The organism is Aliirhizobium sp. YIM B11859, assembly GCF_057163345.1.
In genome coordinates this window covers 712,840-734,624 of record NZ_JBXHAY010000003.1, presented here as the reverse complement: position 1 = coordinate 734,624, position 21,785 = coordinate 712,840, and the positions used below count along the sequence as shown (strand labels likewise).

Here is a 21,785-nt window from a genome sequence, read left to right as displayed (position 1 = left end):
TTTCCCTTATCAGCCTTAAGCTGAGATCGCCGGGTTATGGTACGGGCTTAGCAGTCCCATCCTCATATCCTCGTGCCGCTTCCTTAGGGCATCCCACTCTGCGAGCGCCTGCTGGCTACGAGTGAATATCACACGGCGATCCTGTACAGCAATCGATTCGCAACTAGTAAAAAATGACGATACCTCGCGGAATAGAGCGAGATATAACGTCCGAAAAACGTGCGCTTCGCAAGAGGGGCCAAAAGCGATTTTTATCCGCTCGTAGAAATCAGCGTCCTCGCTGACATTTTCTCCGATGAAGAAGCCTACCTTGTTTAACACCTCTTCACGAGGAAACATCATCGAAATGATGCACTTCATTACTCTTTTTTCATTGATTTCGAGTCGCCGACCGCGCTCGTCGACGCGCACGTAATTGCAGGTAGCAAGCTTTTTGCTAGGGTTGGCAGTAAGAGCGAACAGTTGATGCTCCAACCGATAAGGCGAACTGGTGTCGTCACCGTCCTGGAACGTCACATAATCGCCAGTTGCAGCGAGCATGCCTGCGTTTCGGCTTGCGCCGGTCCCGAGACGTCGTTCATTAGTAACTACACGAATCTGATCGTGCTTCGATGCAAGATCCCCAATCAGTTCCGCAGCCCCGTCCGTGCTACAGTCATCGACAATGACAACCTCAACGTTCGATATCGATTGATTGAGTATCGAAGCCACGGATTGGCGCAGGGTAGATCGATCGTTGTGGGTAGCGATTATTACGCTCACTCGTGGCGTCAATGGCGCTTTGCGGCGAAACTTCTTGTAAAGCAATCTGTCTTCGTACATCGACTGCGGGTCGGCGATGAGGTCAGAAAGCCAACCGCTGCGATCAACCGCGTTGTAAAGCGCGACGACTGGCTTTCGGACCAAAGACGGAGTTTCTTTTTCGAGCACGAGTCTAGGGTGCCTGCGAAATTTGAAAAGCATTGTTTACCGCCGCCGTACTGTTGCCACCATCTCTGTGTGACAGTTATATGTCACTTTTGTGACAAGTAATCTAGAGTCTGGACAACGGATTAAGGGGAATATGACAGTTTTGCGACAGTGGCAGAGAGGAATTTATGAATAGCAATTTGATCGCGCTGTCACAATTGAAGGCAGCTGCGCAGGGAAGTGTTGCGCTTAGCGCTTTAGTGGCGGAGGCTTTCGGATACAGGCGGGACCAGATGGCAACGGACGCTGGCGCGGAGAAAAACTGGGTGGGTCCAGCAGGCGGCGATTTTGTCGAGCTACCCGATTTCACGACATCGCTAGATGCAGCGTGTCAGCTTCGTTCGGCGTTGGGCGAATCGACCAAGGTCAGCTTTAGTTGGGAAAAGGGTCTGGCTTCTGCGAAGGTAGCTGATGGACCGTTTGTCGTCGCACCAACGCCAGAGCTGGCTATTTGCATGGCCGCTATACATAACCAGATGAAGCGGCAGCAGGCTTAGGCCTGCGGCACCGTTAGCGCCGCAGGTTCATAGGGTATCAGACGTACCTTGCGAGATCGTCGCTGTTGCGGATCAGGTTTACTGCCGCAGCTGACGGGTAAGGGTTGGAAGGGGCGAAGTCATTCACCAGAACTCGCCGACTGTGTGACACGCCGAATATGGCGGCGTGCCATGACAGCCCGGCCGCGCGAAGCGACTCCTCAGTCTTTGCGCGATAGCGCTCTGGCCGAGACGTCACGAACACTATCTGTGCGCCGTTGGAGATGAGTTTACGTAGTCTCTCCACATTGGCTGCAAGAGGAACATCCTCATCGTCCCAAAGCGGTGAGGTGTATTGACCGGCATTTCTAAAGACAACGCCATCAATGTCCATCAGGAACAACGCCGAAGACTCGCGGTACTCGTTCCACGCTTCGAGCGTTCCCACATCTTTGTATGCGGTGACGCTGACGCTCTTATAAACGGAGCCGCGGCGAATGCTCTCGAGGATAACATGGGAAACGAATGGTTCAGCATCGGTCATGTCCGACTGGACTCTGTCGTAGGAGGCAAGGAAGTCCTCCGCACTCCGGAAACCGTACCCGCCCACTGAAATGAACGGTGAGCAAACGTATTTCTCCAAAATGCCGTCGATAATGTCGTGCTCGTTCACCTGTACAAAACTCTTGCCGGGGATGTTCTTAACATTCGGGTTCTGCCGCAGGTCGGCTACGCAAACAAGATTATCGAACACTTCGGAAGGCGCGTCGAACCAGCTATCGCAATCTTTAATGAAGATTGGACCGCTTATGTCAGCCCGCCGGATGATCTCTGCTACCGTTTCCGCAGGGCCACGTGTAACCTCATCAAATACAACCAACTCCGGGTGATCGCCGAAAGCGCGACGAATCGCTTGTTCGCCGCCCAAGTCTACGAGATGCTCCTTCAGGGCGCCGATCACTACGCGGTGGTCCTTCCAGTCGCCGCATGAACGAAGGGCGTGCTCGAGCATCAGCTCACCGGTAGGCGCAGTCAAGAGCCACTTCGGACGCGTTCCAGGGAACCGCGAGGATCTCCCTGCGATGGGTAATACTAGAGTTCCTTTAGTCATTGCGCACCTGTAGGTTTGAAGAGTTGGGTAACATATCGAGTGAGGCGATCAGCAGTAAGATTGTCGTGGCTATACGGCAAAACTCTGAGTGCCTGGACTGCCTTCAGAGCCGTAATATGGTCAACGATGCCTGGGAATTGGGCCGATGCCCGCAGATAGATTTCCTCATGCAGGTATCGGCTCAACATAGAAAGCAATCGCTCCTCGGATGCGTGATGATCACGCCATAGGCTTTCGCGTAGAGACCAACCAATCTCTAAATCATAGAGTAATTTTGCGATGTCTAGCCATACTGACTCGAGTTCGCCATCCAGAACATCAATAAACGTAATGGCGTCATTGCCCTGAAATATGATGTTTTCCATGGTGAGATCACCATGCGATTCCGTAGCTGGCACGCTTCCGAAGTCATGATTTTTCAGAGCGGTAAATGCGAGGTTCAGTCGGCCGACGTCGCAAAGCTCATTCTCGTAAAGAGCTCGCTCAATCGAACAGATTTTCGATTGGAAAAGCGGTTCAAGCTTGAGATTGATTTTGGCGTCGTACATCTTGTCGATCGTGTCGAAAAGCACGTTTACGAACGAATCGATCCAAGACATCGGCCTATTTAAGCAGACCTGCCGGAAGTCCATGCCGCTGACGTAGGCCATCTTATATTGTACTGGGACCGCATCAAGCGACTTCTCAATCACCTCAGGCAGAGGGATTAGCCGTGCCAGTCTTACCTGCTTTTCGATTTGTCGGGCCAGACGTGGTCCATAGCTGGCGTCCTTAGCTGTCTTATTGATGAAGTACTGCCCTTGGGCGGAGCAGAGCTCGACGCGGCAACCCGAGTGGCCCTTAAGGACCTTTACTATCTCAAAATCTCTCATGCCGTTTTATTCTTCAGTGTCATCTGGAGATTGACCTTGGCTCACCATCGAAGCATTGCCGGAGTATATGGCGTTCAGAACGCCGGCGAGGCGCAAGCCTGCGAGTTTCAAGCGCTTCTCAACAGTAGGCCAATGGCGCTCAGCATAGTCCTCCGGAAGGACGATAGCGCCGTTCTTTGTTGGCAGGCCTTGTAGCTCTGGATAAATTTCGTCCCGCGCTATGTCTCGACCCTCGTATGCCCAATGAATAGGATCTAGGTCGACAGTGGAGTCGGGTATACGCTGGTCTACCATCTCCGCCAGCTTACGGTTCCCAATCTTCAGCGACCGCGTTATGCCGCCATCCCACACTTGATGCAATGACAGCTGTTCGCCCGCGAACAGTACTTTGCGCTGTCCCGTATCTTTGCTCGCATGAAGAGGTTGATGGATATCGCCCGTAAGATGAACGAGGTATTTAAGCGCTGTGATTTTAGCCTCTGAGGTGGCCTTTGGATCGGCTAAGCAGTTGATGGCCGCTTGTATCGCCCATGTCGCACACATGTTGTTGCCGCAGTCACGCTTTCGATCATAGGGTGAACCGTCAAGCGGGAGCCGCAGAGCATGTGATGGTTGTTGAGGAATCTTGAGCGATCGCATTGCGTCTGCCCAGTTTGCGACCTTCTCAAGTGAGTTGAGGTTTTCCTCTTTAAGTAGACCCTGCACCCCCCGTCGAGCCTCTGGCGAAAGGTGACTTTCAGCTATGTAGGCAATTATCGAATGGCCCCCGCCGCTCCAGGCTGCCGATACGCTCGGCCAAAGAGATATCAACATGATAGCGGCAAACCGCGTCAATGTGTTCTTGGAGAACGAAATCATCCTCTGTTAGACCTTCCTCATTGCCTCTTGATAAGCCGAAAGCGCAGCCAGGCAAATGGCGATCGCTCCGACGCGGGAGCGCACCCGCTCACCGCCCTCCGCGATGGCTTCAATTTCATCACCAAACGTGACGGCCATGGCGTTATTGGGCACCAGCTGATCTGCAAATTGTTTGGCGGCATCTAGACTGGCCGTGTATTTGGGGACCTTGTCTGGTTCATCACTCCCAGGAACGATCCACAAATCCTTGCGCTTCCCGTCGTCGCCTGGAACAGAAAGGACCTTCCAGCCAACTACGCGAGCAAGGGTGAAGTCGACTGCCCGATCAGGGCTCCGAGCTCTATCCAGTCTCGTGATTACGTCGTCGAGGCTAATGTTCATGATGCAGAGCGACCTCGTTCAGTGTTTCGAGCGTCGCTCAATGCCGCGCAGCGACGCACGGCCTGTCATCTAACTGTCATAATCTAAAGAAGCAACTGAGGAGGCCAAAAACGGTGAGGATCATCTCACGTCAGCATGTCAGCGATTTCGGCCGCCGCCAGCCTTGCTTCACCGTGACGACGTAGGCCGCGGTAAGTAAGCGGCTGATGCTCGGAGCAGTATCAAAGTGTGATGGCGCCGCTCTCTTCGAAGCCGTAGCAACCCCAGCACTTGCACCGCGCGCCGCTCGCGTCGGTGTGATCGCAGAGGTGATTTTCGTGAATGCTCGCGCCAGGTTTGGCTGTTCGGCCTTCGTCGCTCATTTGTGTTCCTCGATCAGAATGTCGGCGGTGAAGAGACAGGGAAAGCAAGCCTCACAGCCATCTGTGCCGAGGCGATCGCAGCCGGTTGCCAGTATCCTGCGCAGCTCGATGAACTTGCTGGCGGCGCCGAACTTCTTCACGAGCGCTTTGCGATCGAGGGTTGAGTACTTGTTGCATCGAGCGCAAGAGATCTCGATTGACTTGCCTCGGAATTCGCGGAGCGTGACCGGCGTCATCGCGCCGTCGCCCCTTCGGTCGCCAGGAGAGCAGTCCAACTTACAGCGGGCAGGGGCTTGCCGGCAGCTGCCAGTCTTTTCTTGAAGGCTTGCTCCGCCCTCCTCTTGGCGTCTTCGCGGCTGGATGCCGTTACGGTGATACGGCGGCGACCAATCATGAAAACGAATTTCTGCTTGTTGGTGTCTACGCCGTAGCGGAAACCAGCGTTGAACAGTTTGCGCGCTGCAGCTTTATCTAGAGCGTTCTGCTCGGCAGGGGCTAAGCAGGACCACCAGTTATCAAAGGCAATTTGGTTTTTTCTCATGTCTGCTCATGGCCTGGCCGCCATCCTTAGGCTCATGCCGCAATATCCGCTGTTTCACCGTACTGCGAGATCAGGCGAGGAGACGCCATGTCGCCTGTTTCTTCGTCGACCATGACTGAGTACGCAGCGACGCCGATGACGCGCGAGGCCATCGCTGCTGCGATCTTCTCTGCCGATGCCGCGTTGGAGGCCTGACGCATTTCGCCCGGCACGATCTGCCCGCGGTTCTTCTTGAACTGCAGAACGATAAATTTTTCGCTGGCCATGTGTTGCCTCCGTTTAGTTCTTCTTTTGTTCTCTTTCTGTTGGACTGTCAAGCGCCCTCTGCTTTGCCGCGGAGGGCGCTTTTTTTGTTTTTGACAACCCTGAATGTGAACAGCAACTTCCGGTCACCATCCACCACCATACAGAGGAGACCGCACATGAAGCTCAGACGCATCGCATTCGCATCCCTCGTTATCGCCGCTTCGGCCGTCGTCTATTTCGCCGCCCCGACTGTCGCGGCATACACCGCGGCTCCGGCCACCGACGCCGCCACAGTTAAAGTCGTGTTGCCGACCGGACACGGCTCCGGCGTCCACATCGGAGATGGTTTTGTCCTGACTGCTGCGCACGTCGTCGGCAACGCCAAGAGCGTGCAGTTGAATACCAAGGACGGACAGATCAGGCAGTCAGACGTTCTATGGATCAATAAGACCTACGACATCGCACTGCTGCGCACGTCGTCGGCAACGCTGCCATCCGCTCGCCTCAACTGCCACCGAGTGGATGTTGGGGCGCCTATCGAGGCATTTGGCAATCCGCTGCTTATCGACTTCGTCTCGGCTTACGGCAAGATCTCAGGAGAGCCGCGCGAGGCCGGGCCGTGGAAGTCGGTCTACGTCACCGACATCACGACGGTGAAGGGCATGAGTGGTGGCCCTGTCTTTGGATCAAATGGAGATCTGGTCGGCATCACCGTCGGCATCCTTACCGATCCAACTGGCCTTGTGCCAATGACGGTTCGCTTCGGTTTCGTCGTGCCATCCTCAGATGTTTGCTCGCTGTTGGGGCGGGCTGCGTGATGGCTGAGTACCGCGTCGTAGAAGACAGGTGGGCTGGGTTCGAAGTCCAGATCCGCACAAAATGGTGGCCATTTTGGCGACAGCCGAGGACCAACACGCACTCCACGATGAAGGCTGCCGAGCAGTGGGCTTTGGACTACGCGACAGGTCAAAGGGTCAAATATCTCGGCAAACTGCCTTAACCACCAAGCCGCGCAAATGCGGCCACCAATTATCACCACACCACAGGAGACATGATGGCAGAACAGCCAAAGATCGTCGTCGACATCGGCGCCGCAATGCAGACGCTCGAGGCCAATCCGGATCTCGCTGCGAAGATGAACGAGTTGGTGTTCGGCAAGATTGTCGCTGATCAGCTTGCACAGCGAGAGGCGCTAATCATGCAGCTTGGAGCGGCTCTAACTGTGGTACTCGGCAACTTGGAAAAATCGGCCGACCTATTCGAGGATGGGCAGAACGAGGAGGCGTGGGAATGGGTGTCTGCGGCTCAGATAGCAGCGAGGCCTGTCTCCGCTGCATTTAGCGCTTACGCCGGACAGGAGGCAACCGCTTGAGCCACCCCATTCCGCCAGAGAACATCGAACAGGCCGGCAGACTGTACGCCGAGCACAACAGCATCCGCGTCGTCGCCAAGCTGATGGGTGTTGGTTATGGCACGGCACACAAGTACGTGCATCGAGCCGCTGAGCAAGGCAAGCTCGGGACCGAGCCGGTTTTGCCGGGCTTCGCCATTAAGTCGATCGCCAGCAAGCAGGGCGATGCTTGGGTGAAGCAGACGAAGGCGCCCGGTGAGGTGTTCGCGCTTCCGCGGGGGCAGATCGTCAAAGGCGTGTCGGCTCTCGTCGACGGGCATGGCAGGGAGGTCGCCAAGTGGATTAAGACCACGACGGACGGCGACAATGCCGCGGCGATCTTTGCCGCCACGGTCGAGGCTCTTAAGGAAGACCTGCCGCGCGTCTCTATGATGCTGCCGCCGGCTGCGGTAGAAGCGGACCTCCTCAATCAGTTCACGGTCACCGACAATCACTTCGGGATGCTGTCGTGGCGTGAAGAGACAGGATCCGACTACGATCTGCGGATTGCGGAGCAGCTCATCCTCGACTGGTTTGCCGCAGCGATCGCCAACGCTCCACATGCTCACACTGCTGTCCTTGCACAGATTGGCGACCTTATGCACCACGACGCGCTTGAGAGCGTTACGCCAGCGCACAGGCACGTCCTAGACGCCGACAGCCGACTGCAGAAAGTAATCCGCGTCGTCATCCGGACCATCCGACGGATCATCGACATGCTCTTGCAAAAGCACCAGCACGTCCACGTCATCATGGCGTCTGGCAATCATGATCCGGCATCATCTGCCTGGCTACGCGAGATGCTGGCCGCGATGTACGAGAATGAGCCTCGTATCTCGGTCGATAATTCGCCGAGCCTCTACTATGCCTATGAGTGGGGAGCCACGGCGCTGTTCTGGCATCACGGCCACAAGCGCGGAGTCAACAATGTCGACGCGACGCTAGCCGGCATGTTCCGCGAGCTCTATGGTCGCAGCAAGTTCGCCTATGCCCACATCGGACACTTGCACAGCGACGAAGGCCGCAAGTCCGGCCTGATGTATGTCGAGCGCCATGAGACGCTCGCCGCGCCTGATGCCTATGCTGCTGGCGGCGGCTGGCTGTCGGGACGGTCGGCAAAGGTCATCACCTATTCCCGGCAGTACGGCGAGGTCGGCCGGTCTACGCTGCGGCCCGAGATGGTTGCCGGAAAGTATGCAGCGGCGAATGACAATGTGCCGGCAATGGTAGCGGCATGAAACGGCTCTTGATGCAGCCAGATGGCTGGCCTTGCAGTTACGCAGAATGCCGTCCCGGCTTCTTTGTCCTCCATGGAGATCTGTTTCTCAAAAGCGAATACGGCGCGCAAGGCTACTGCGGCACAGGCGAAACGTTCGCCGGAAATCGTGAATCGGAAGTCCAGCCGGTAAGTGCCGTTTGGGACGAGTTCGAGGAGTGAAGATGGCTGCATGAGCGATAAAGGCAGCCCGCTCTGGATTCGAACCAGTCTTTCCTAGGTGTTAGCTAGGCGTCCTACCACTAGACGATCGGGGATCAAGCAAATCCCGTAAATGCAGGCTGCGTGCTCAAACGTATGTATGCCCTCTACGGTTGTCAATATTCCCAAACAACCAAACCGGTCGCCGGCCACCAACCGGCGGCAACCACCACCACAGAGGAGATTATAATGCTGATGGAATCCGCATCCAGAGAAGTGTCGACAAAACTTGCTGAACATATCGGCAAGGCCGCCAACGACAACAACCCGGCGCCCGCCTACACCCACGCAGCAGCCATCAACATCTTCGCAGCCGACTGCCACGCCCGCAGCCGCAAGGCAGGCTGGTACACCGACCTCGCCACAGGCAAGGCGCTCGATCGCAACGTGCCGGAAATGCTCTGCCTGATCCACAGCGAGATCAGCGAAGCCATGGAGGGCTTCCGCAAGTCCAAGCCCGGCAAGGTTCTCATGGACGACAAGCTGCCGCATCGGCCGATGATGGAGGTCGAGCTTGCCGACGCCATGATTCGGATCGGCGACCTGGCTGCGTTCATGGGCTACGACCTCGGCGGAGCGATCGTCGAAAAGCAGGCTTTCAACGACAATCGTCCCGACCACAAGATCGAGAACCGGCTTAAGGCTGGCGGGAAGGGTTTCTGATGTCAGTAGTCATCAGTAATATCTCGCGCCACGGCGATCTGCGCGGCCTCAATCAGTACGAGGTGCGCATCAACAACGATCCAGTGATCGCGCGATTCAATCATATCCGTAGTGAGGGACTGGCCGCTTGCCTGCGCAGGGCTGCGGACGCCGTCGAAAAGGAGGCCGCATGATGCTGATGCGAACAGAACGGCCAGCGCCGGTCGAACTAGTTATACCTTATTCGCAAAAACGATATAGCGCCGATGTTGCTACAACCACGTTCGGCCAGCTCGACAAGTACGTCGCCGCCAATGACAATGTTCCGCAACCGATCGATGAGAGCGGCGCGTCGGCTGGTTTCGGCATAGACGCACTTCGAGGCGAAACAGGCAGCGGTAAGCCATACCTCTACAGTGCCAAATATCTGGCGGCACGCGACCGGGAAACCGAGCCGCTGCACACTCTGGACCACTTGTCTAAGCTTCACGGCTATATCTATCTCGGCTCTCCTTACGCCAAGTACGACGCCGGCATGATCGAGGCGGCCCGCGTCGTCACCGAGTGCGCAGGCAGGCTGATGTCGCGAGGCATGCGGATATACTGCCCGATTGCCCATGGTCACGCCGTCACGCGCTATCAGGAGTTGCCGCGCACGTGGGACTTCTGGAAGGATCAGGACCAGCCTTTAATCGATGCCGCGTCGGCGCTCATCGTTTTGGAGATGCGGGGCTGGTGGGATTCGGTCGGCCTTAAGTACGAGTTCGAGAGCTTTCTCAAGGCTGGCAAGCCGATCGTCTACGTCGAGCCGTCGGAACTTGGCGTCGCGGAGCCGAAGCTGGGGAGGTCGGCAGCGTGAGTAGGGATGACATTGGCTGCCTAGCCGGCCTTTCCTATGTTGCCGTGGCGTTCGTAGTGTTCGGCTTCTTCGTGAAGACATTCATCGCCAAAGGGCCGGTGGTAATGATCGTTGGGATTGGCGTTGCCGCCTTCTGGCCCGCATCGGGATTAATCTGGTTGGGAACGTGGCTAGCATGACCATCGAAGAGCTAATGGCGTTAGGCGACGACGCCAAGGTGCAAATGTCGCTTCGCCCCGCCTATTCACACACAGGTGAGCGCTTGGAGCCTCGGCTCTGGGAAAACCTGCGGCAGGAAATGCAGCTCCGGCTGCGTCGAGCAACTGGCGAACCTCACGCCATCGTCACGTTCTCATTCGGACAGGAGGCGGTATGACCACCAACGGAACCTGGCAATTCCACGTCGGCATGCAGGTCGTCTGCGTCGACGACGGCATGCTTCCAGAGCAGTATCTCGAGATCAAGGCAGGCGAGGTCTACACGCTATCGTGGGTCGGCATGCATGAAAACTACATCGCCGGCGAATATCTCGGCGTGCGCCTAGTTGGCATAGACCGCGGGATCTGCCCGCAGTTCGGCGATCTCAATCCGCCCTTCCGAGCCACGCGGTTCCGGCCTTTGGTTCGCGATCGATTGTCTTCGCTCCGGTCTATCCTGGCTGGCAACGATCCGGCGCCGTCGATGGATGATCCGACGCGGGAGAAGATCGGGAAGAAAGTGGAGGAGGATGCCTGATGTGGTGGCCATTCAATCGAAAGCCACCACGGGAGCCTGAAATCCACATTTGGGAGCTGCCGCTCATGTGGGCAGAGGCTCAACGAAAAGCACGTCAGAGGTGGGAAGACTTTTGTCGAGAACAAGACGAGAAGAGGAGACAGGAAGCTATGACAATTGCATCCAAAGACACGGGCTGCATCACCGCAGTGCCGACAGAACTCGGCGCATTGGCTGCGGCCATCGGCCTCTACCCGCAAGGCACGCCTCGCATCACTGCCGCCAACGACAACCTTCCGCCCGTCGTCGCATTCACTGGCCAGGCGGGCAGCGGCAAGTCCACGGCGACGAAGTACCTTGTCGAGCGGCACGGCTACACACTCGTGAAGTTCGCTGGGCCGCTCAAGGACATGATGCGCCTGATTGGTCTGACTGAGGACGAGATCGAAGGCTCGCTCAAAGAAAAGCCATGCAACCTGCTCGCCGGCAAGACGCCTCGCCACGCCATGCAGACACTGGGCACAGAGTGGGGCCGCAACTGCATTGGTGACGGTTTCTGGATCAACCTCTGGCGAGAGCGCACCGTCGACATTCTCGCCCAAGCTGGCCGCGTCGTCGTCGATGATCTGCGCTTTGCAAACGAGGCGGCTGCGATCCGCCGACTAGGGGGTGACATCTTTAAGCTGACGGGGCGCGGCGGCATTGCCGGGCACCACGAATCAGAGCGCGGCTGCGGTGATGAGGATCTGACGATCGCCAACGACAATTCGCAGGAGGCGCTGTTCGGGAAGGTTGATGAGGCTTTGAGGCGGTATGGGTGAGACAGGGAGGGGCGGCTTTGAGCCGCCCTTTCTGGTTCTAGGCCAGCATCGCCGCCGCGATGACCCGATAAGGCCGGCCATAGGCCTGCCCGGTGATCCAGAGAGCATATTGTGCACGGCCCATGGCGCTGCGACTTCTGGACCGTGGCGCAATATATAATATGGTCGACTTAAAGTTGCGACAGCAAGAACGTCGCCGGAACGAATTTTGCAAACTACGTGCAAACTGAGCAAACCGAGACCAATATCTCGGCTAGCTTATATTCCGGTTTTCTCAATGAAATCAATCACTTTTTTGGTGAGAGCACAGGGATTCGAACCCTGGACCTACTGATTAAAAGTCAGTTGCTCTACCGGCTGAGCTATGCTCTCCCACCAAAACGCCGAAGCGCCTCTCGAAAGTGCGCGATACATATGCAGGTCACATCTTGCGGTCAACCCGCTACAAGAGCAAAAAAGCCATCGTCAGACGCTTTTATGACCGATCTGCAAAAGGTGATTGGCGTCGGATGCCTTTCGGCGCTACAGCGCCGTGCCCGGAGCCTTGCCAAGGAAAGGCGAGGCCGCAAGGGGCCTGGTCGGTTTGACCGGAGTGCCACGATCGGAGTGAATGCGTGTCGATTGCCGAAATTTCCATCTTCACCGCGCTGATCGCCGGCACGCTGTCCTTCCTGTCGCCCTGCGTTTTGCCGCTGGTGCCGCCCTATCTCTGTTACATGGCGGGGATTTCGGTCGACCAGTTCCGTGGCCAGCCAAATGAGATGGCGGGTGAGGGGCAGGCGGGTGAAATCGTGTCGCCGGCGCGCAGCGCAGTGCTGCGTTCGGCGGTCTTCTTCACGCTCGGCTTTGCCACGGTGTTCATCATGCTGGGAGCCGGCGCGTCGACGATCGGCGTCCTGCTTCGCCAGCATCTCGATCTCTTGTCGAAGATCGGCGGGCTGATCATCATCGTCATGGGGCTGAATTTTCTCGGTCTGCTGCGGATCGGTTTCCTGTCGCGCGAGGCGCGATTCCAGTCTTCCGGGCGGCCGGCGACGCTGTCTGGCGCCTATCTCATGGGACTTGCCTTCGCCTTCGGCTGGACGCCCTGCATCGGGCCGGTGCTCGGCGCTATCCTCGGCGTTGCCGCATCGCGCGACACGGTGGGCGAGGGGGCGGCGCTGCTTGCCATCTATTCGCTGGGTCTGGCCGTGCCGTTCTGGATCGCGGCCGGGTTCTCGGGCGTGTTCATGCGGTTCCTGACGCGTTTTCGCCGCCATCTCGGCACGGTCGAGAAGATCATGGGCTGTTTCCTGATCGTCACCGGACTTGCGTTCATCTTCGGCTTTGTCAGTTCGGCGGCGATCTGGTTCCAGGAGACGTTTCCGATCCTGATGCAGATCGGCTGAGGTCCGGCTTGAGGCGGCGCCCTACCGCCGGATCTGCTGTTTCAGGGTCTCGCCGAGACCCTTGACGAGGTTTTTCAGCCCGCGGCCGGGCTCTACGCCTTCCTGCATCAGCACGTTGCGTAACGGCGAGACGGCGTTCAGCACATGAATGCCGGCGGTGCGAACCATCTGGACAGGCAGGAAATCGGAAAGCAGAGACCGGTTCAGGATGTCGACGCTGAACGTGCGGCTCATCACGTCGATGCGGCGGCGGCGGTTATAGCGGTCACCGGCGTCTGCCGGTATCGGCCTGTCGCGGACTGCGGACAGCAGGTCGGCGAGCGTCATGCTGTCTCGCAGCGAAAGATTGAGGCCCTGGGCTCCGATCGGCGGGAAGGCATGGGCGGCCTCGCCGATCAGCGCCACCCGGCCGGCGCCGAAACGTTCGGCCATCATGCTCGACAGCGGCCAGCTCTGCGCCTGTCCCTCGACGGTGACCTTGCCGAGGATCGACTGCATGCGGGTCTCGACGACCGACGAAAGCTCTTCCGTTGGCAGGGCGACGAGGCGTGCGGCCTCTTCAGGGCGTACGACCCAGACGAGCGAGGAACGTGCGCCGGGCAGGGGCACCTGGGTGAAGGGGCCGCTTTCGGTGTGGAATTCGGTCGAGACATTGCCATGCGGAAGGGCATGGCTGAAATTCAGCACGACTGCGGATTGCGGGTAGGACCATCTCTTGACGTCGATGCCGGCCGCCTCGCGGGTGATCGACTTGCGGCCATCGGCGCCGATGACGAAATCGGCTTCGACGACTTCACCGTCGGCAAGCGAAACGACCACCTTGTCGGTCTGGACGGCGATGCTTGCAGCATTCTTCTGGAGCCGAGAAATGTTGGGTTCGGAGGCGAGTGCGCCATCCAGCACTTCGGAGAGCGCCTTGTTGGGGATGTTGTAGCCGAAGGCGGCAAGGTCGATATCGCTGGCGCGGAACTGTGCCGGTGGAGCCCGCAGGAGGCGGGTCGTGCCGTCAAGGATCTGCATGATCTGCAGGCCGGCGGTCGAGGGGAGGATCTTTTCCCAGATGCCGAGCCGCTCGAGATACCGTACCGACTGATCCATCAGGGCGGTGGTGCGCCCGTCATCCTGGTTGAGCGGGGCGGCGATGAGGCAGACCTTGCGTCCGGCCCTGCCAAGTGCCAGAGCCGCCACCGAGCCTGCCAGTCCGCCACCGACGATCGCGATCTCGTAATGCTGCATATCAAAATTCCCATCATAGTCTGGCGACTATGTAATGCGTCCGGCGGTTTCGATCCATGGGGTAATCGGGTAAACCGAGATCTGCCTGCGTAAGCAGTGCATAACATGAGGTGGCGCGGCGAAGCGCTGCCCGCCGCCGGTTGCAATATGGCCGAATTGGCCGCATACCCGAAGGCCAAAATAAAAACGGGACGTGGGCGTGTTCAGACGGATCTTCAATTATCGTGCAGTTCCCTATGCGGAAATCCGTGCGTTCTCTGTTCATCTTCTCACCGCTTCGGGATCGTTTCTCGCATTTCTCGGCGTTGTCGCCGCTGCTGAACACCGGTTTGTCGACATGTTCTGGTGGCTGGGTCTTGCGCTTCTCGTCGACGGAATCGACGGCCCGATCGCCCGCAAGGTGAAGGTCAAGGAAGTGCTGCCGAACTGGTCGGGCGACACGCTCGACAACATTATCGACTATGTGACCTATGTGCTTCTGCCGGCTTTTGCGCTTTATCAGAGCGGCATGATCGGCGAGCCCTGGTCATTCGTCGCCGCCGGCGCCATCGTCGTGTCGAGCGCCGTCTATTATGCCGATACGGGGATGAAAACGGACGAATATTTCTTCTCCGGTTTCCCGGTCGTGTGGAACATGGTGGTGTTTACGCTGTTCGTCATCGACGCGACCGCCACGACCGCATTGATCGTCGTCTCGGTCTCGGTGGTACTGACATTCCTGCCGATCAATTTTCTGCATCCTGTTCGCGTCAAGCGGCTGAGACCGCTCAATCTGGGGGTCGGGCTGATCTGGTGCGTGCTCGGGGGCTACTCGCTTCTGTTGCATTTCCAGTCGCCCGACTGGGTCGTCTGGGGTGTGGTGATCAGCGGCATTTACCTCTATTGCATCGGTGGAATATTGCAGCTTTTTCCAAGCCTTGGAAAATAGGTGCGCGGGGTTTTCTCCGCTGCTGTTTCATGTTGTGGAACTCTATAAAAACGGTATCAATATCAAGCGGCTGTCTTCGGGCGTGACGATGGCGGCGCATTCATTTTAAAAAACGAAAGCAGATGCAGCGCTGGAACGGACGGTGCTGCATATAAAAGGGGGTTCCGTGACGTTTTCCGAGGGCGTTGAGGCGAGCCCGCTTCTCTCTGTCCGGGGGGTAACCAAGCTCTTCGGCAGTTTCGCGGCTTGCAACGAGATCGATCTCGATATCGGCCAGGGCGAGATCCATGCGCTGCTTGGCGAAAACGGCGCCGGCAAGTCGACGCTCGTCAAGATGCTGTTCGGGGTGCTGCAACCGACGTCCGGGGCGATTATTTGGCAAGGTTTGCCAGTGCAGATCGCCTCTCCGGGTGCGGCAAGGCGGCTCGGTGTCGGCATGGTGTTCCAGCACTTCTCGCTTTTCGAGGCGCTGACGGTGGCGGAAAACATCGCCCTGTCGCTCGATCCGAGAACCCCGCTTGCCAAGATCGCCGAAGAGACGGCGACCCTGTCGAAAGCCTACGGTCTGCCGCTCGATCCATCGGCGCATGTCGCCGATCTTTCGGTCGGCGAACGCCAGCGCATCGAGATCATCCGGGCGCTCTTGCAGAACCCCAAGCTGATCATTCTCGACGAGCCGACCTCCGTGCTGACACCGCAGGAGGCCGAACGGCTGTTCGAGACGCTGATGCGCCTCAAGGCGGAGGGCCGCTCTGTACTTTATATCAGCCATCGGCTGGAGGAGGTGCGGCGCATTTGCGACCGCGCAACCGTGCTGCGCCATGGCAAGGTGACCGGTGCCTGCGATCCCAAACAGGAAACACCGGCATCGCTGGCGCGGATGATGGTGGGCAGCGAAGTCGCCGAGGTGAAGCGCGAAGGACTTTCGCAGGCCGGCGATGTGCTGGTCGAGGTCGATCATGTGTCGGTGTCGTCGCGTACGCCGTTTGCGGTGTCGCTGAAGGATATCTCGCTCAAGGTCAGGGCCGGTGAAGTGCTGGCGGTGGCAGGTATTGCCGGCAATGGCCAGTCGGAGCTTTTCGATGCGCTGTCCGGCGAATATCCGATCGCCGACAATGACGGCATCAAACTGCGCGGCAAGCCGGTCGGGCGTATCCGCATCAACGGTCGACGGCTGATCGGCGCAGGCTTCGTTCCGGAGGAACGGCATGGTCATGCGGCCGTCTCGGCGCTGCCGCTTTCCGACAACCTGCTTCTTGCCCGCAGCGTTTCCGACAGGAAGGCGTTTCTGGCGGGCGGGCTGCTATCAATCCTCAAGCGCGACGCGATCCTGTCGGCCTCGCGGCGGATCTGTTCGGTCATGGATGTGCGCAAGAGCGGCGACGACCCGGCAGCCGGATCGCTGTCGGGCGGAAACCTGCAGAAATTCATCGTCGGCCGCGAGCTCGACCGCCAGCCGGCGGTGCTGGTGGTCAACCAGCCGACCTGGGGTGTCGATGCGGGAGCGGCGAGCCGTATCCGGCAGGCGCTTGTCGATCTTGCGAAGGCGGGTTCGGCCGTCATCGTCATCAGCCAGGATCTCGACGAGATTTTCGAGATCGCCACGACGATCGCGGTGATTTCCGATGGCAGGTTGTCCGATCCGTATCCGGCGGGCGAGCTTTCGCTGGAGCAGATCGGCCTTCTGATGGGCGGAATTCACGAAAGCCACTCTGCGGAAGGGACCGCACCATCCGTGGCGGAGGGCAGACATGCGCATTGAACTGCAGAAACGGGCCGGCACCTCGACGCTGTTTTCCATCCTGTCGCCGTTGCTGGCGCTGGTGCTGACGCTGGTATCCGGTGCGATCATGTTCGGGCTTCTGGGCAAAAGCCCTCTCGGTTCGCTCTACATCTATTTCGTCGAACCGCTGCTCGATGTCTGGTCGCTGCATGAGCTGGCGGTCAAGGCGGCGCCGCTGATCCTGATCGCGGTGGGCTTGTCCGTGTGTTACCGCTCCAACAACTGGAATATCGGCGCCGAGGGCCAGTTCACCATCGGCGCGATCACCGGTTCGATCCTGCCGGTGCTCTATCCGGAATGGCATTCGCCGCTGATCCTGCCGTTGATGCTGGTCATGGGGATGCTCGGTGGGGCGCTTTATGCCGGCATCCCTGCGCTGTTGAAGACGCGGTTCAACACCAACGAGATCCTCACCAGCCTGATGCTGGTCTATATCGCCCAGCTTTTCCTCGACTGGCTGGTGCGTGGTCCGTGGCGCGATCCGCAGGGCTATAACTTCCCGCAGACGAAGAGTTTCCAGCCGGAAGCGGTGCTGCCGGAGATCATGGCGTCCGGACGTGCGCATCTGGAAATCGTTTTCGCAATCGTCGTGGCGGTGGCCTTGTGGTTCATGATGCGCTTCATGCTCAAGGGGTTCCAGGTTTCGGTGCTCGGCCAGTCGGAGCGGGCAGGGCGGTTTGCCGGCTTTTCTGCGCGCAACATGGTGTGGTTCTCGATGCTGCTATCGGGCGCACTTGCCGGGCTTGCCGGGATCTCGGAAGTGTCGGGCTCGATCGGTCATGTGCAGCCGGTGATTTCGCCAGGCTACGGCTTTACCGCGATCATCGTCGCCTTCCTCGGACGGCTCAATCCGCTCGGCATCATCGCGTCCGGTTTCGTGCTGGCGCTGACATACCTCGGCGGTGAGGCGGCGCAGCTGTCGCTGGGGATTTCCGACAAGGTGAGCCGTGTCTTCCAGGGGCTAATCCTGTTTTTCGTGCTCTCCTGCGATACGCTGATCCATTACCGGATCCGCATGGTCTTTAGCCGTTCCAGCGCGTCGGAGGTGAAAGGCTGATGTTCGAAGCGATCCTTCTGACGGTGATTACCGCATCGACCCCGCTGGTGATCGCGGCACTCGGCGAACTGGTGACGGAACGGTCCGGCGTGCTCAACCTCGGTGTCGAGGGGATGATGATCATGGGCGCGGTTGCGGCGTTTGCGACGGCGCAGCTGACCGGTTCACCTTATCTCGGCATTGTCGGCGGGATTGTCGGCGGTGGGCTGTTTTCGCTGCTGTTCGGTTTCCTGACGCTGACGCTGGTGGCAAACCAGGTGGCAACCGGTCTGGCGCTGACGATCCTTGGACTGGGTCTTTCCGGCCAGATCGGCGAGGCCTTTGTCGGCATGCCGGGTGTCCGCTTGCCGGCGATCGTCATTCCGGTTCTGTCCGACATTCCGTTCCTCGGCCGCGTGCTGTTTTCCCAGGACCTGACCTTCTATCTGTCGATAATCCTGGTCTTCGGCATCAGCTGGTTCCTGTTCAAGAGCCGGACGGGCCTGAAGATGCGGGCGATCGGCGACAGCCACGGATCGGCGCATGCGCTCGGCATCAATGTCGTGAGGACCCGTTATCTCGCCGTCCTGTTCGGCGGCGCCTGCGCCGGTCTCGCCGGCGCGCAGCTATCGCTCGTCTACACACCGCAATGGGTGGAAAACATGTCGGCCGGGCGCGGCTGGATCGCGCTGGCGCTGGTGGTCTTCGCCTCCTGGCGGCCGTGGCGGGTGCTGGCCGGCGGTTATCTGTTCGGCGCGGTCGGCATCGGGCAGTTGCATGCCCAGCTGCTTGCCCAGAATGTCGGGATCGCCATTCCGTCGCAGTTCTTATCCGCACTTCCCTATGCGGCAACTATTGTCGTGCTGATCATCATTTCGCATAATCGACGCACGACACTCATCAATACGCCGGCTTCGCTCGGAAAACCATTTGTCCCCGACCGGTGACCGCGTTAACGTCCATGTCATACTCCATCAGAGGTTGGAAAATGAAGAAACTCATAATTGCTCTGGCCGCGACGGCTGCCATGCTCGGCGGCTTTTCCGGCAGTGCGTCAGCACAGGAAAAAAAGAAGGTCTGCTTCATCTATGTCGGTTCGAAAACCGATGGCGGCTGGACCCAGGCGCATGACCGTGGACGCATGGAGCTCGACAAAGCTCTGGGCGACAAGATCGAGACGCCTTTCCTTGAAAACGTGCCGGAAGGCCCGGATGCCGAGCGCGCCATCGAGCGCATGGCTCGCTCGGGCTGCGCGATCGTCTTCACCACCTCGTTCGGCTTCATGGACGCGACCGTCAAGGTTGCCCAGAAATTCCCGGATGTGAAGTTCGAACATGCGACCGGCTTCAAGTCCGCTGCCAACCTCGCAACCTACAATTCGCGCTTTTATGAAGGCCGCTACATCCAGGGCCAGATCGCGGCCAAGATGTCGAAGAAGGGTGTCGCCGGTTACATCGCGTCCTTCCCGATCCCGGAAGTGGTGATGGGCATAAACGCCTTCGAACTCGGTGCGAAGTCGGTCAACCCGAACTTCAAGCTCAAGGTCGTCTGGGCCAATACCTGGTTCGACCCGGGCAAGGAAGCCGATGCGGCCAAGGCGCTGATCGACCAGGGCGTCGATATCCTGACGCAGCACACCGACACGACGGCGCCGATGCAGGTCGCTTCCGAGCGCGGCATCCTCGCCTTCGGCCAGGCATCCGACATGATCGCGGCCGGCCCGAAGACGCAGCTAACGGCGATCGTCGACACCTGGGGCGCCTATTACATCAAGCGTACCAAGGCGCTGCTCGACGGCACCTGGAAGTCGGAGCAGATCTGGGACGGTCTGAAGGACGGCATCCTGACCATGGCTCCTTACACCAACATGCCTGACGACGTGAAGGCGATGGCCGAAGAGACCGAAGCCAAGATCAAGTCCGGCGAGCTGCATCCGTTTACCGGCCCGATCAACAAGCAGGACGGCACCGCGTGGCTGAAGGCCGGCGAAAAGGCCGAGGACGGCGTGCTGCTCGGCATGAACTTCTACATCGAAGGCGTGGACGACAAGCTGCCGAAGTGATCGGCCGCTGATCGAGATGTTGAAAGGGCGCCGCGAGGCGCCCTTTTTGTTTCGGCAGGACACAAGCCGTTTATCGCGCCTCAACACACATGCTGCTAAACAGCGACGGATTGCCGAAGGAGATTCCCCATATGAGCCGTTCCTGCCTTGCCGTCATCCTCGCCGCCGGCGACAGCACCCGCATGAAATCGTTGATGTCGAAGGTGCTGCATCCGGTCGCCAACCGCCCGATGATCGCGCATGTGATGGCGGCGGTCGCCTCTGCCGGGATGACCGATGCGGCGCTGGTCGTCGGGCGTGATGCGGAAAAGGTCGCCAAGGCCGGTGCGATCGACGGGATCTCGGTGAAGAGTTTTCTGCAGACCGAAAGGCTGGGGACCGGGCATGCGGTGCTGGCGGCCCGCGCGGCGATCGCCGAAGGTTTCGACGACGTGCTGGTTGCCTATGGCGACGTGCCGTTGATCACCGCCGCGCCGTTTACCGCTGCCCGCGAAAAGCTTGCCGAAGGCGCTGACGTCGTCGTCATCGGTTTCCACACCGACAAGCCGGCCGGTTACGGGCGGTTGCTGGTCGAAAATGGTGAGCTCGTCGCCATCCGTGAGGAGAAGGATGCGACGGACGAGGAACGCAAGGTTACCTGGTGCAATAGCGGGCTGATGGCGATCAATGGCCGCAAGGCGCTGGCGCTGCTTGACAAGATCGGCAACAGCAATGCCAAGGGCGAATATTACCTCACCGACCTCGTCGAGATCGCCCGCGCCGAAGGCGGCAAGGTTGTGGCGGTCGATGCGCCGGAGACGGAACTGACCGGCTGCAACAACCGCGCCGAACTCGCTTATATCGAAAGGCTGTGGCAGGAGCGCCGGCGCCACGAACTGATGGTGTCGGGCGTGTCGATGATCGCGCCGGAAACCGTGTTCCTGTCGTTTGATACCGAGATCGGTCAGGACGCGCTGATCGAGCCTAACGTCGTCTTTGGTCCCGGCGTTTCGATCGATGGCGGCGCCGTCATCCATGCGTTTTCGCATATCGAAGGCGCGCATGTGAGTGCCGGTGCGACAGTCGGGCCTTTTGCGCGGCTTCGTCCGGGCGCGGATCTGGCGCAAGGCTCCAAGGTCGGCAATTTCTGCGAGGTGAAGAACGGCAAGGTGGGCGAGGGCGCCAAGGTCAATCACCTGACCTATATCGGCGACGCCGTGATCGGCGCCCATGCCAATATCGGTGCCGGCACGATCACCTGCAATTATGACGGGGTGAACAAGTTCGAAACCCGCATCGGAGCGAACTCGTTTGTCGGTTCGAACTCGTCGCTGGTTGCCCCCGTGTCGATCGGCGATGGCGCATATATCGCTTCGGGCAGCGTGATCACCGAGGATGTGCCTGCCGATGCGCTGGCTTTCGGGCGGGCGCGGCAGGAGGTCAAGCCGGATCGTGCCCTGGCGATTCGCGAGCGGGCACTTGTCTTGAAGAAAAGCCGCCAGAAGAGTTGACTTCAGGCGAAATCACGAAAATGTGAATGATGGGCCGCGCGCATTTGCGCGCCCTGCGGGAAGCTGATGCCCGTCCTTTGGATCCGCCGTGAATTTACAACTGGACGCTGATTTATCGGTGCTTTAGCGAGGTATGGCGATTG

The 21,785-nt window shown here is 58.9% G+C and carries 27 protein-coding genes and 1 tRNA gene; 18 read left to right on the top strand and 10 right to left on the bottom strand.

What is annotated here, in order from left to right:
* Window positions 1–15: 15 nt before the first annotated feature.
* The gene (locus tag AC2GXZ_RS15790) at window positions 16–963 is read right to left on the bottom strand and encodes a glycosyltransferase family 2 protein (protein WP_483760104.1); all 948 of its coding nucleotides are present in this window, start codon (window positions 961–963) and stop codon (window positions 16–18) included.
* 134 nt (window positions 964–1,097) lie between these two features.
* Here AC2GXZ_RS15790 and AC2GXZ_RS15785 point away from each other — a divergent pair, with 134 nt between their 5' ends.
* A complete protein-coding gene (locus AC2GXZ_RS15785) occupies window positions 1,098–1,466 on the top strand; it encodes a hypothetical protein (protein ID WP_483760103.1) in 369 nt (122 codons plus the stop codon).
* A gap of 37 nt (window positions 1,467–1,503) precedes the next feature.
* On the opposite strand, the gene AC2GXZ_RS15780 is transcribed toward AC2GXZ_RS15785, so the two are convergent.
* The 7 genes from AC2GXZ_RS15780 to AC2GXZ_RS15750 form a co-directional block, all read right to left on the bottom strand.
* On the bottom strand, window positions 1,504–2,457 hold the full coding sequence (locus tag AC2GXZ_RS15780; protein ID WP_483760102.1) for a hypothetical protein: 954 nt from the start codon (window positions 2,455–2,457) through the stop codon (window positions 1,504–1,506).
* Window positions 2,458–2,552: 95 nt separating this feature from the next.
* Complete coding sequence (locus tag AC2GXZ_RS15775) at window positions 2,553–3,428, bottom strand: hypothetical protein (RefSeq protein WP_483760101.1); 876 nt, start codon at window positions 3,426–3,428, stop codon at window positions 2,553–2,555.
* Window positions 3,429–3,434: 6 nt separating this feature from the next.
* Window positions 3,435–4,286 (bottom strand): S1/P1 nuclease, encoded by an 852-nt coding sequence (locus tag AC2GXZ_RS15770; RefSeq protein ID WP_483760100.1) that lies wholly within the window; start codon window positions 4,284–4,286, stop codon window positions 3,435–3,437.
* Between the two features lie 6 nt (window positions 4,287–4,292).
* Complete coding sequence (locus tag AC2GXZ_RS15765; RefSeq protein ID WP_483760099.1) at window positions 4,293–4,667, bottom strand: hypothetical protein; 375 nt, start codon at window positions 4,665–4,667, stop codon at window positions 4,293–4,295.
* 358 nt (window positions 4,668–5,025) lie between these two features.
* Window positions 5,026–5,265, bottom strand: coding sequence for a hypothetical protein (locus tag AC2GXZ_RS15760; protein WP_483760098.1), 240 nt, complete (start codon window positions 5,263–5,265; stop codon window positions 5,026–5,028).
* The gene (locus AC2GXZ_RS15755; RefSeq protein ID WP_483760097.1) at window positions 5,262–5,570 is read right to left on the bottom strand and encodes a hypothetical protein; all 309 of its coding nucleotides are present in this window, start codon (window positions 5,568–5,570) and stop codon (window positions 5,262–5,264) included. The genes AC2GXZ_RS15760 and AC2GXZ_RS15755 overlap by 4 nt, the downstream gene beginning before the upstream one ends.
* 32 nt (window positions 5,571–5,602) lie before the next feature.
* On the bottom strand, window positions 5,603–5,836 hold the full coding sequence (locus AC2GXZ_RS15750; RefSeq protein ID WP_483760096.1) for a hypothetical protein: 234 nt from the start codon (window positions 5,834–5,836) through the stop codon (window positions 5,603–5,605).
* Between the two features lie 156 nt (window positions 5,837–5,992).
* On the opposite strand from AC2GXZ_RS15750, the gene AC2GXZ_RS15745 reads away from it, so the two are divergent.
* From AC2GXZ_RS15745 to AC2GXZ_RS15700, 10 genes are all read left to right on the top strand, one after another.
* The gene (locus AC2GXZ_RS15745; RefSeq protein WP_483760095.1) at window positions 5,993–6,634 is read left to right on the top strand and encodes a S1C family serine protease; all 642 of its coding nucleotides are present in this window, start codon (window positions 5,993–5,995) and stop codon (window positions 6,632–6,634) included.
* A 236-nt stretch (window positions 6,635–6,870) separates the two neighbouring features.
* A complete protein-coding gene (locus tag AC2GXZ_RS15740; RefSeq protein WP_483760094.1) occupies window positions 6,871–7,188 on the top strand; it encodes a hypothetical protein in 318 nt (105 codons plus the stop codon).
* Window positions 7,185–8,444: an oxidoreductase gene (locus AC2GXZ_RS15735; protein WP_483760093.1), complete on the top strand. Its 1,260-nt coding sequence runs from the start codon at window positions 7,185–7,187 to the stop codon at window positions 8,442–8,444. Before AC2GXZ_RS15740 ends, AC2GXZ_RS15735 begins: the two co-directional genes overlap by 4 nt.
* Window positions 8,441–8,644, top strand: coding sequence for a hypothetical protein (locus AC2GXZ_RS15730; protein ID WP_483760092.1), 204 nt, complete (start codon window positions 8,441–8,443; stop codon window positions 8,642–8,644). The genes AC2GXZ_RS15735 and AC2GXZ_RS15730 overlap by 4 nt, the downstream gene beginning before the upstream one ends.
* A gap of 228 nt (window positions 8,645–8,872) precedes the next feature.
* The gene (locus tag AC2GXZ_RS15725) at window positions 8,873–9,346 is read left to right on the top strand and encodes a nucleoside triphosphate pyrophosphohydrolase family protein (protein ID WP_483760091.1); all 474 of its coding nucleotides are present in this window, start codon (window positions 8,873–8,875) and stop codon (window positions 9,344–9,346) included.
* Entirely contained in the window at window positions 9,346–9,519 is a 174-nt protein-coding gene (locus tag AC2GXZ_RS15720) for a hypothetical protein (RefSeq protein ID WP_483760090.1), read from the top strand. Before AC2GXZ_RS15725 ends, AC2GXZ_RS15720 begins: the two co-directional genes overlap by 1 nt.
* Window positions 9,516–10,184 (top strand): DUF1937 family protein, encoded by a 669-nt coding sequence (locus tag AC2GXZ_RS15715; RefSeq protein ID WP_483760089.1) that lies wholly within the window; start codon window positions 9,516–9,518, stop codon window positions 10,182–10,184. The genes AC2GXZ_RS15720 and AC2GXZ_RS15715 overlap by 4 nt, the downstream gene beginning before the upstream one ends.
* Before the next feature lie 175 nt (window positions 10,185–10,359).
* On the top strand, window positions 10,360–10,560 hold the full coding sequence (locus tag AC2GXZ_RS15710) for a hypothetical protein (protein ID WP_483760088.1): 201 nt from the start codon (window positions 10,360–10,362) through the stop codon (window positions 10,558–10,560).
* Entirely contained in the window at window positions 10,557–10,919 is a 363-nt protein-coding gene (locus tag AC2GXZ_RS15705; protein ID WP_483760087.1) for a hypothetical protein, read from the top strand. Before AC2GXZ_RS15710 ends, AC2GXZ_RS15705 begins: the two co-directional genes overlap by 4 nt.
* 149 nt (window positions 10,920–11,068) lie before the next feature.
* Entirely contained in the window at window positions 11,069–11,719 is a 651-nt protein-coding gene (locus tag AC2GXZ_RS15700; RefSeq protein WP_483760086.1) for a deoxynucleotide monophosphate kinase family protein, read from the top strand.
* A 296-nt stretch (window positions 11,720–12,015) separates the two neighbouring features.
* Here the strand turns inward: AC2GXZ_RS15700 and AC2GXZ_RS15695 are convergent.
* Window positions 12,016–12,091, bottom strand: a tRNA-Lys gene (locus tag AC2GXZ_RS15695).
* Between the two features lie 242 nt (window positions 12,092–12,333).
* On the opposite strand from AC2GXZ_RS15695, the gene AC2GXZ_RS15690 reads away from it, so the two are divergent.
* Entirely contained in the window at window positions 12,334–13,107 is a 774-nt protein-coding gene (locus tag AC2GXZ_RS15690; protein ID WP_483760085.1) for a cytochrome c biogenesis CcdA family protein, read from the top strand.
* A 21-nt stretch (window positions 13,108–13,128) separates the two neighbouring features.
* Here AC2GXZ_RS15690 and AC2GXZ_RS15685 read toward each other — a convergent pair whose 3' ends face one another.
* Window positions 13,129–14,343, bottom strand: a complete 1,215-nt coding sequence (locus tag AC2GXZ_RS15685; protein WP_483760084.1) for a UbiH/UbiF family hydroxylase — start codon at window positions 14,341–14,343, stop codon at window positions 13,129–13,131.
* 199 nt (window positions 14,344–14,542) lie between these two features.
* On the opposite strand from AC2GXZ_RS15685, the gene pcsA reads away from it, so the two are divergent.
* The 6 genes from pcsA to glmU all read left to right on the top strand — a co-directional run bounded on the left by pcsA (window position 14,543) and on the right by glmU (window position 21,642).
* A complete protein-coding gene (pcsA, locus tag AC2GXZ_RS15680) occupies window positions 14,543–15,271 on the top strand; it encodes a phosphatidylcholine synthase (protein WP_483760083.1) in 729 nt (242 codons plus the stop codon).
* Between the two features lie 166 nt (window positions 15,272–15,437).
* Complete coding sequence (locus AC2GXZ_RS15675) at window positions 15,438–17,033, top strand: ABC transporter ATP-binding protein (protein ID WP_483760082.1); 1,596 nt, start codon at window positions 15,438–15,440, stop codon at window positions 17,031–17,033.
* Window positions 17,023–18,111: an ABC transporter permease gene (locus AC2GXZ_RS15670; RefSeq protein WP_483760081.1), complete on the top strand. Its 1,089-nt coding sequence runs from the start codon at window positions 17,023–17,025 to the stop codon at window positions 18,109–18,111. The genes AC2GXZ_RS15675 and AC2GXZ_RS15670 overlap by 11 nt, the downstream gene beginning before the upstream one ends.
* Window positions 18,111–19,037, top strand: coding sequence for an ABC transporter permease (locus AC2GXZ_RS15665; protein WP_483760080.1), 927 nt, complete (start codon window positions 18,111–18,113; stop codon window positions 19,035–19,037). The genes AC2GXZ_RS15670 and AC2GXZ_RS15665 overlap by 1 nt, the downstream gene beginning before the upstream one ends.
* Before the next feature lie 41 nt (window positions 19,038–19,078).
* Window positions 19,079–20,152: a BMP family ABC transporter substrate-binding protein gene (locus tag AC2GXZ_RS15660; protein WP_483760079.1), complete on the top strand. Its 1,074-nt coding sequence runs from the start codon at window positions 19,079–19,081 to the stop codon at window positions 20,150–20,152.
* Window positions 20,153–20,283: 131 nt separating this feature from the next.
* Window positions 20,284–21,642, top strand: coding sequence for a bifunctional UDP-N-acetylglucosamine diphosphorylase/glucosamine-1-phosphate N-acetyltransferase GlmU (glmU, locus tag AC2GXZ_RS15655; protein WP_483760078.1), 1,359 nt, complete (start codon window positions 20,284–20,286; stop codon window positions 21,640–21,642).
* The last annotated feature ends 143 nt before the right edge of the window (window positions 21,643–21,785 follow it).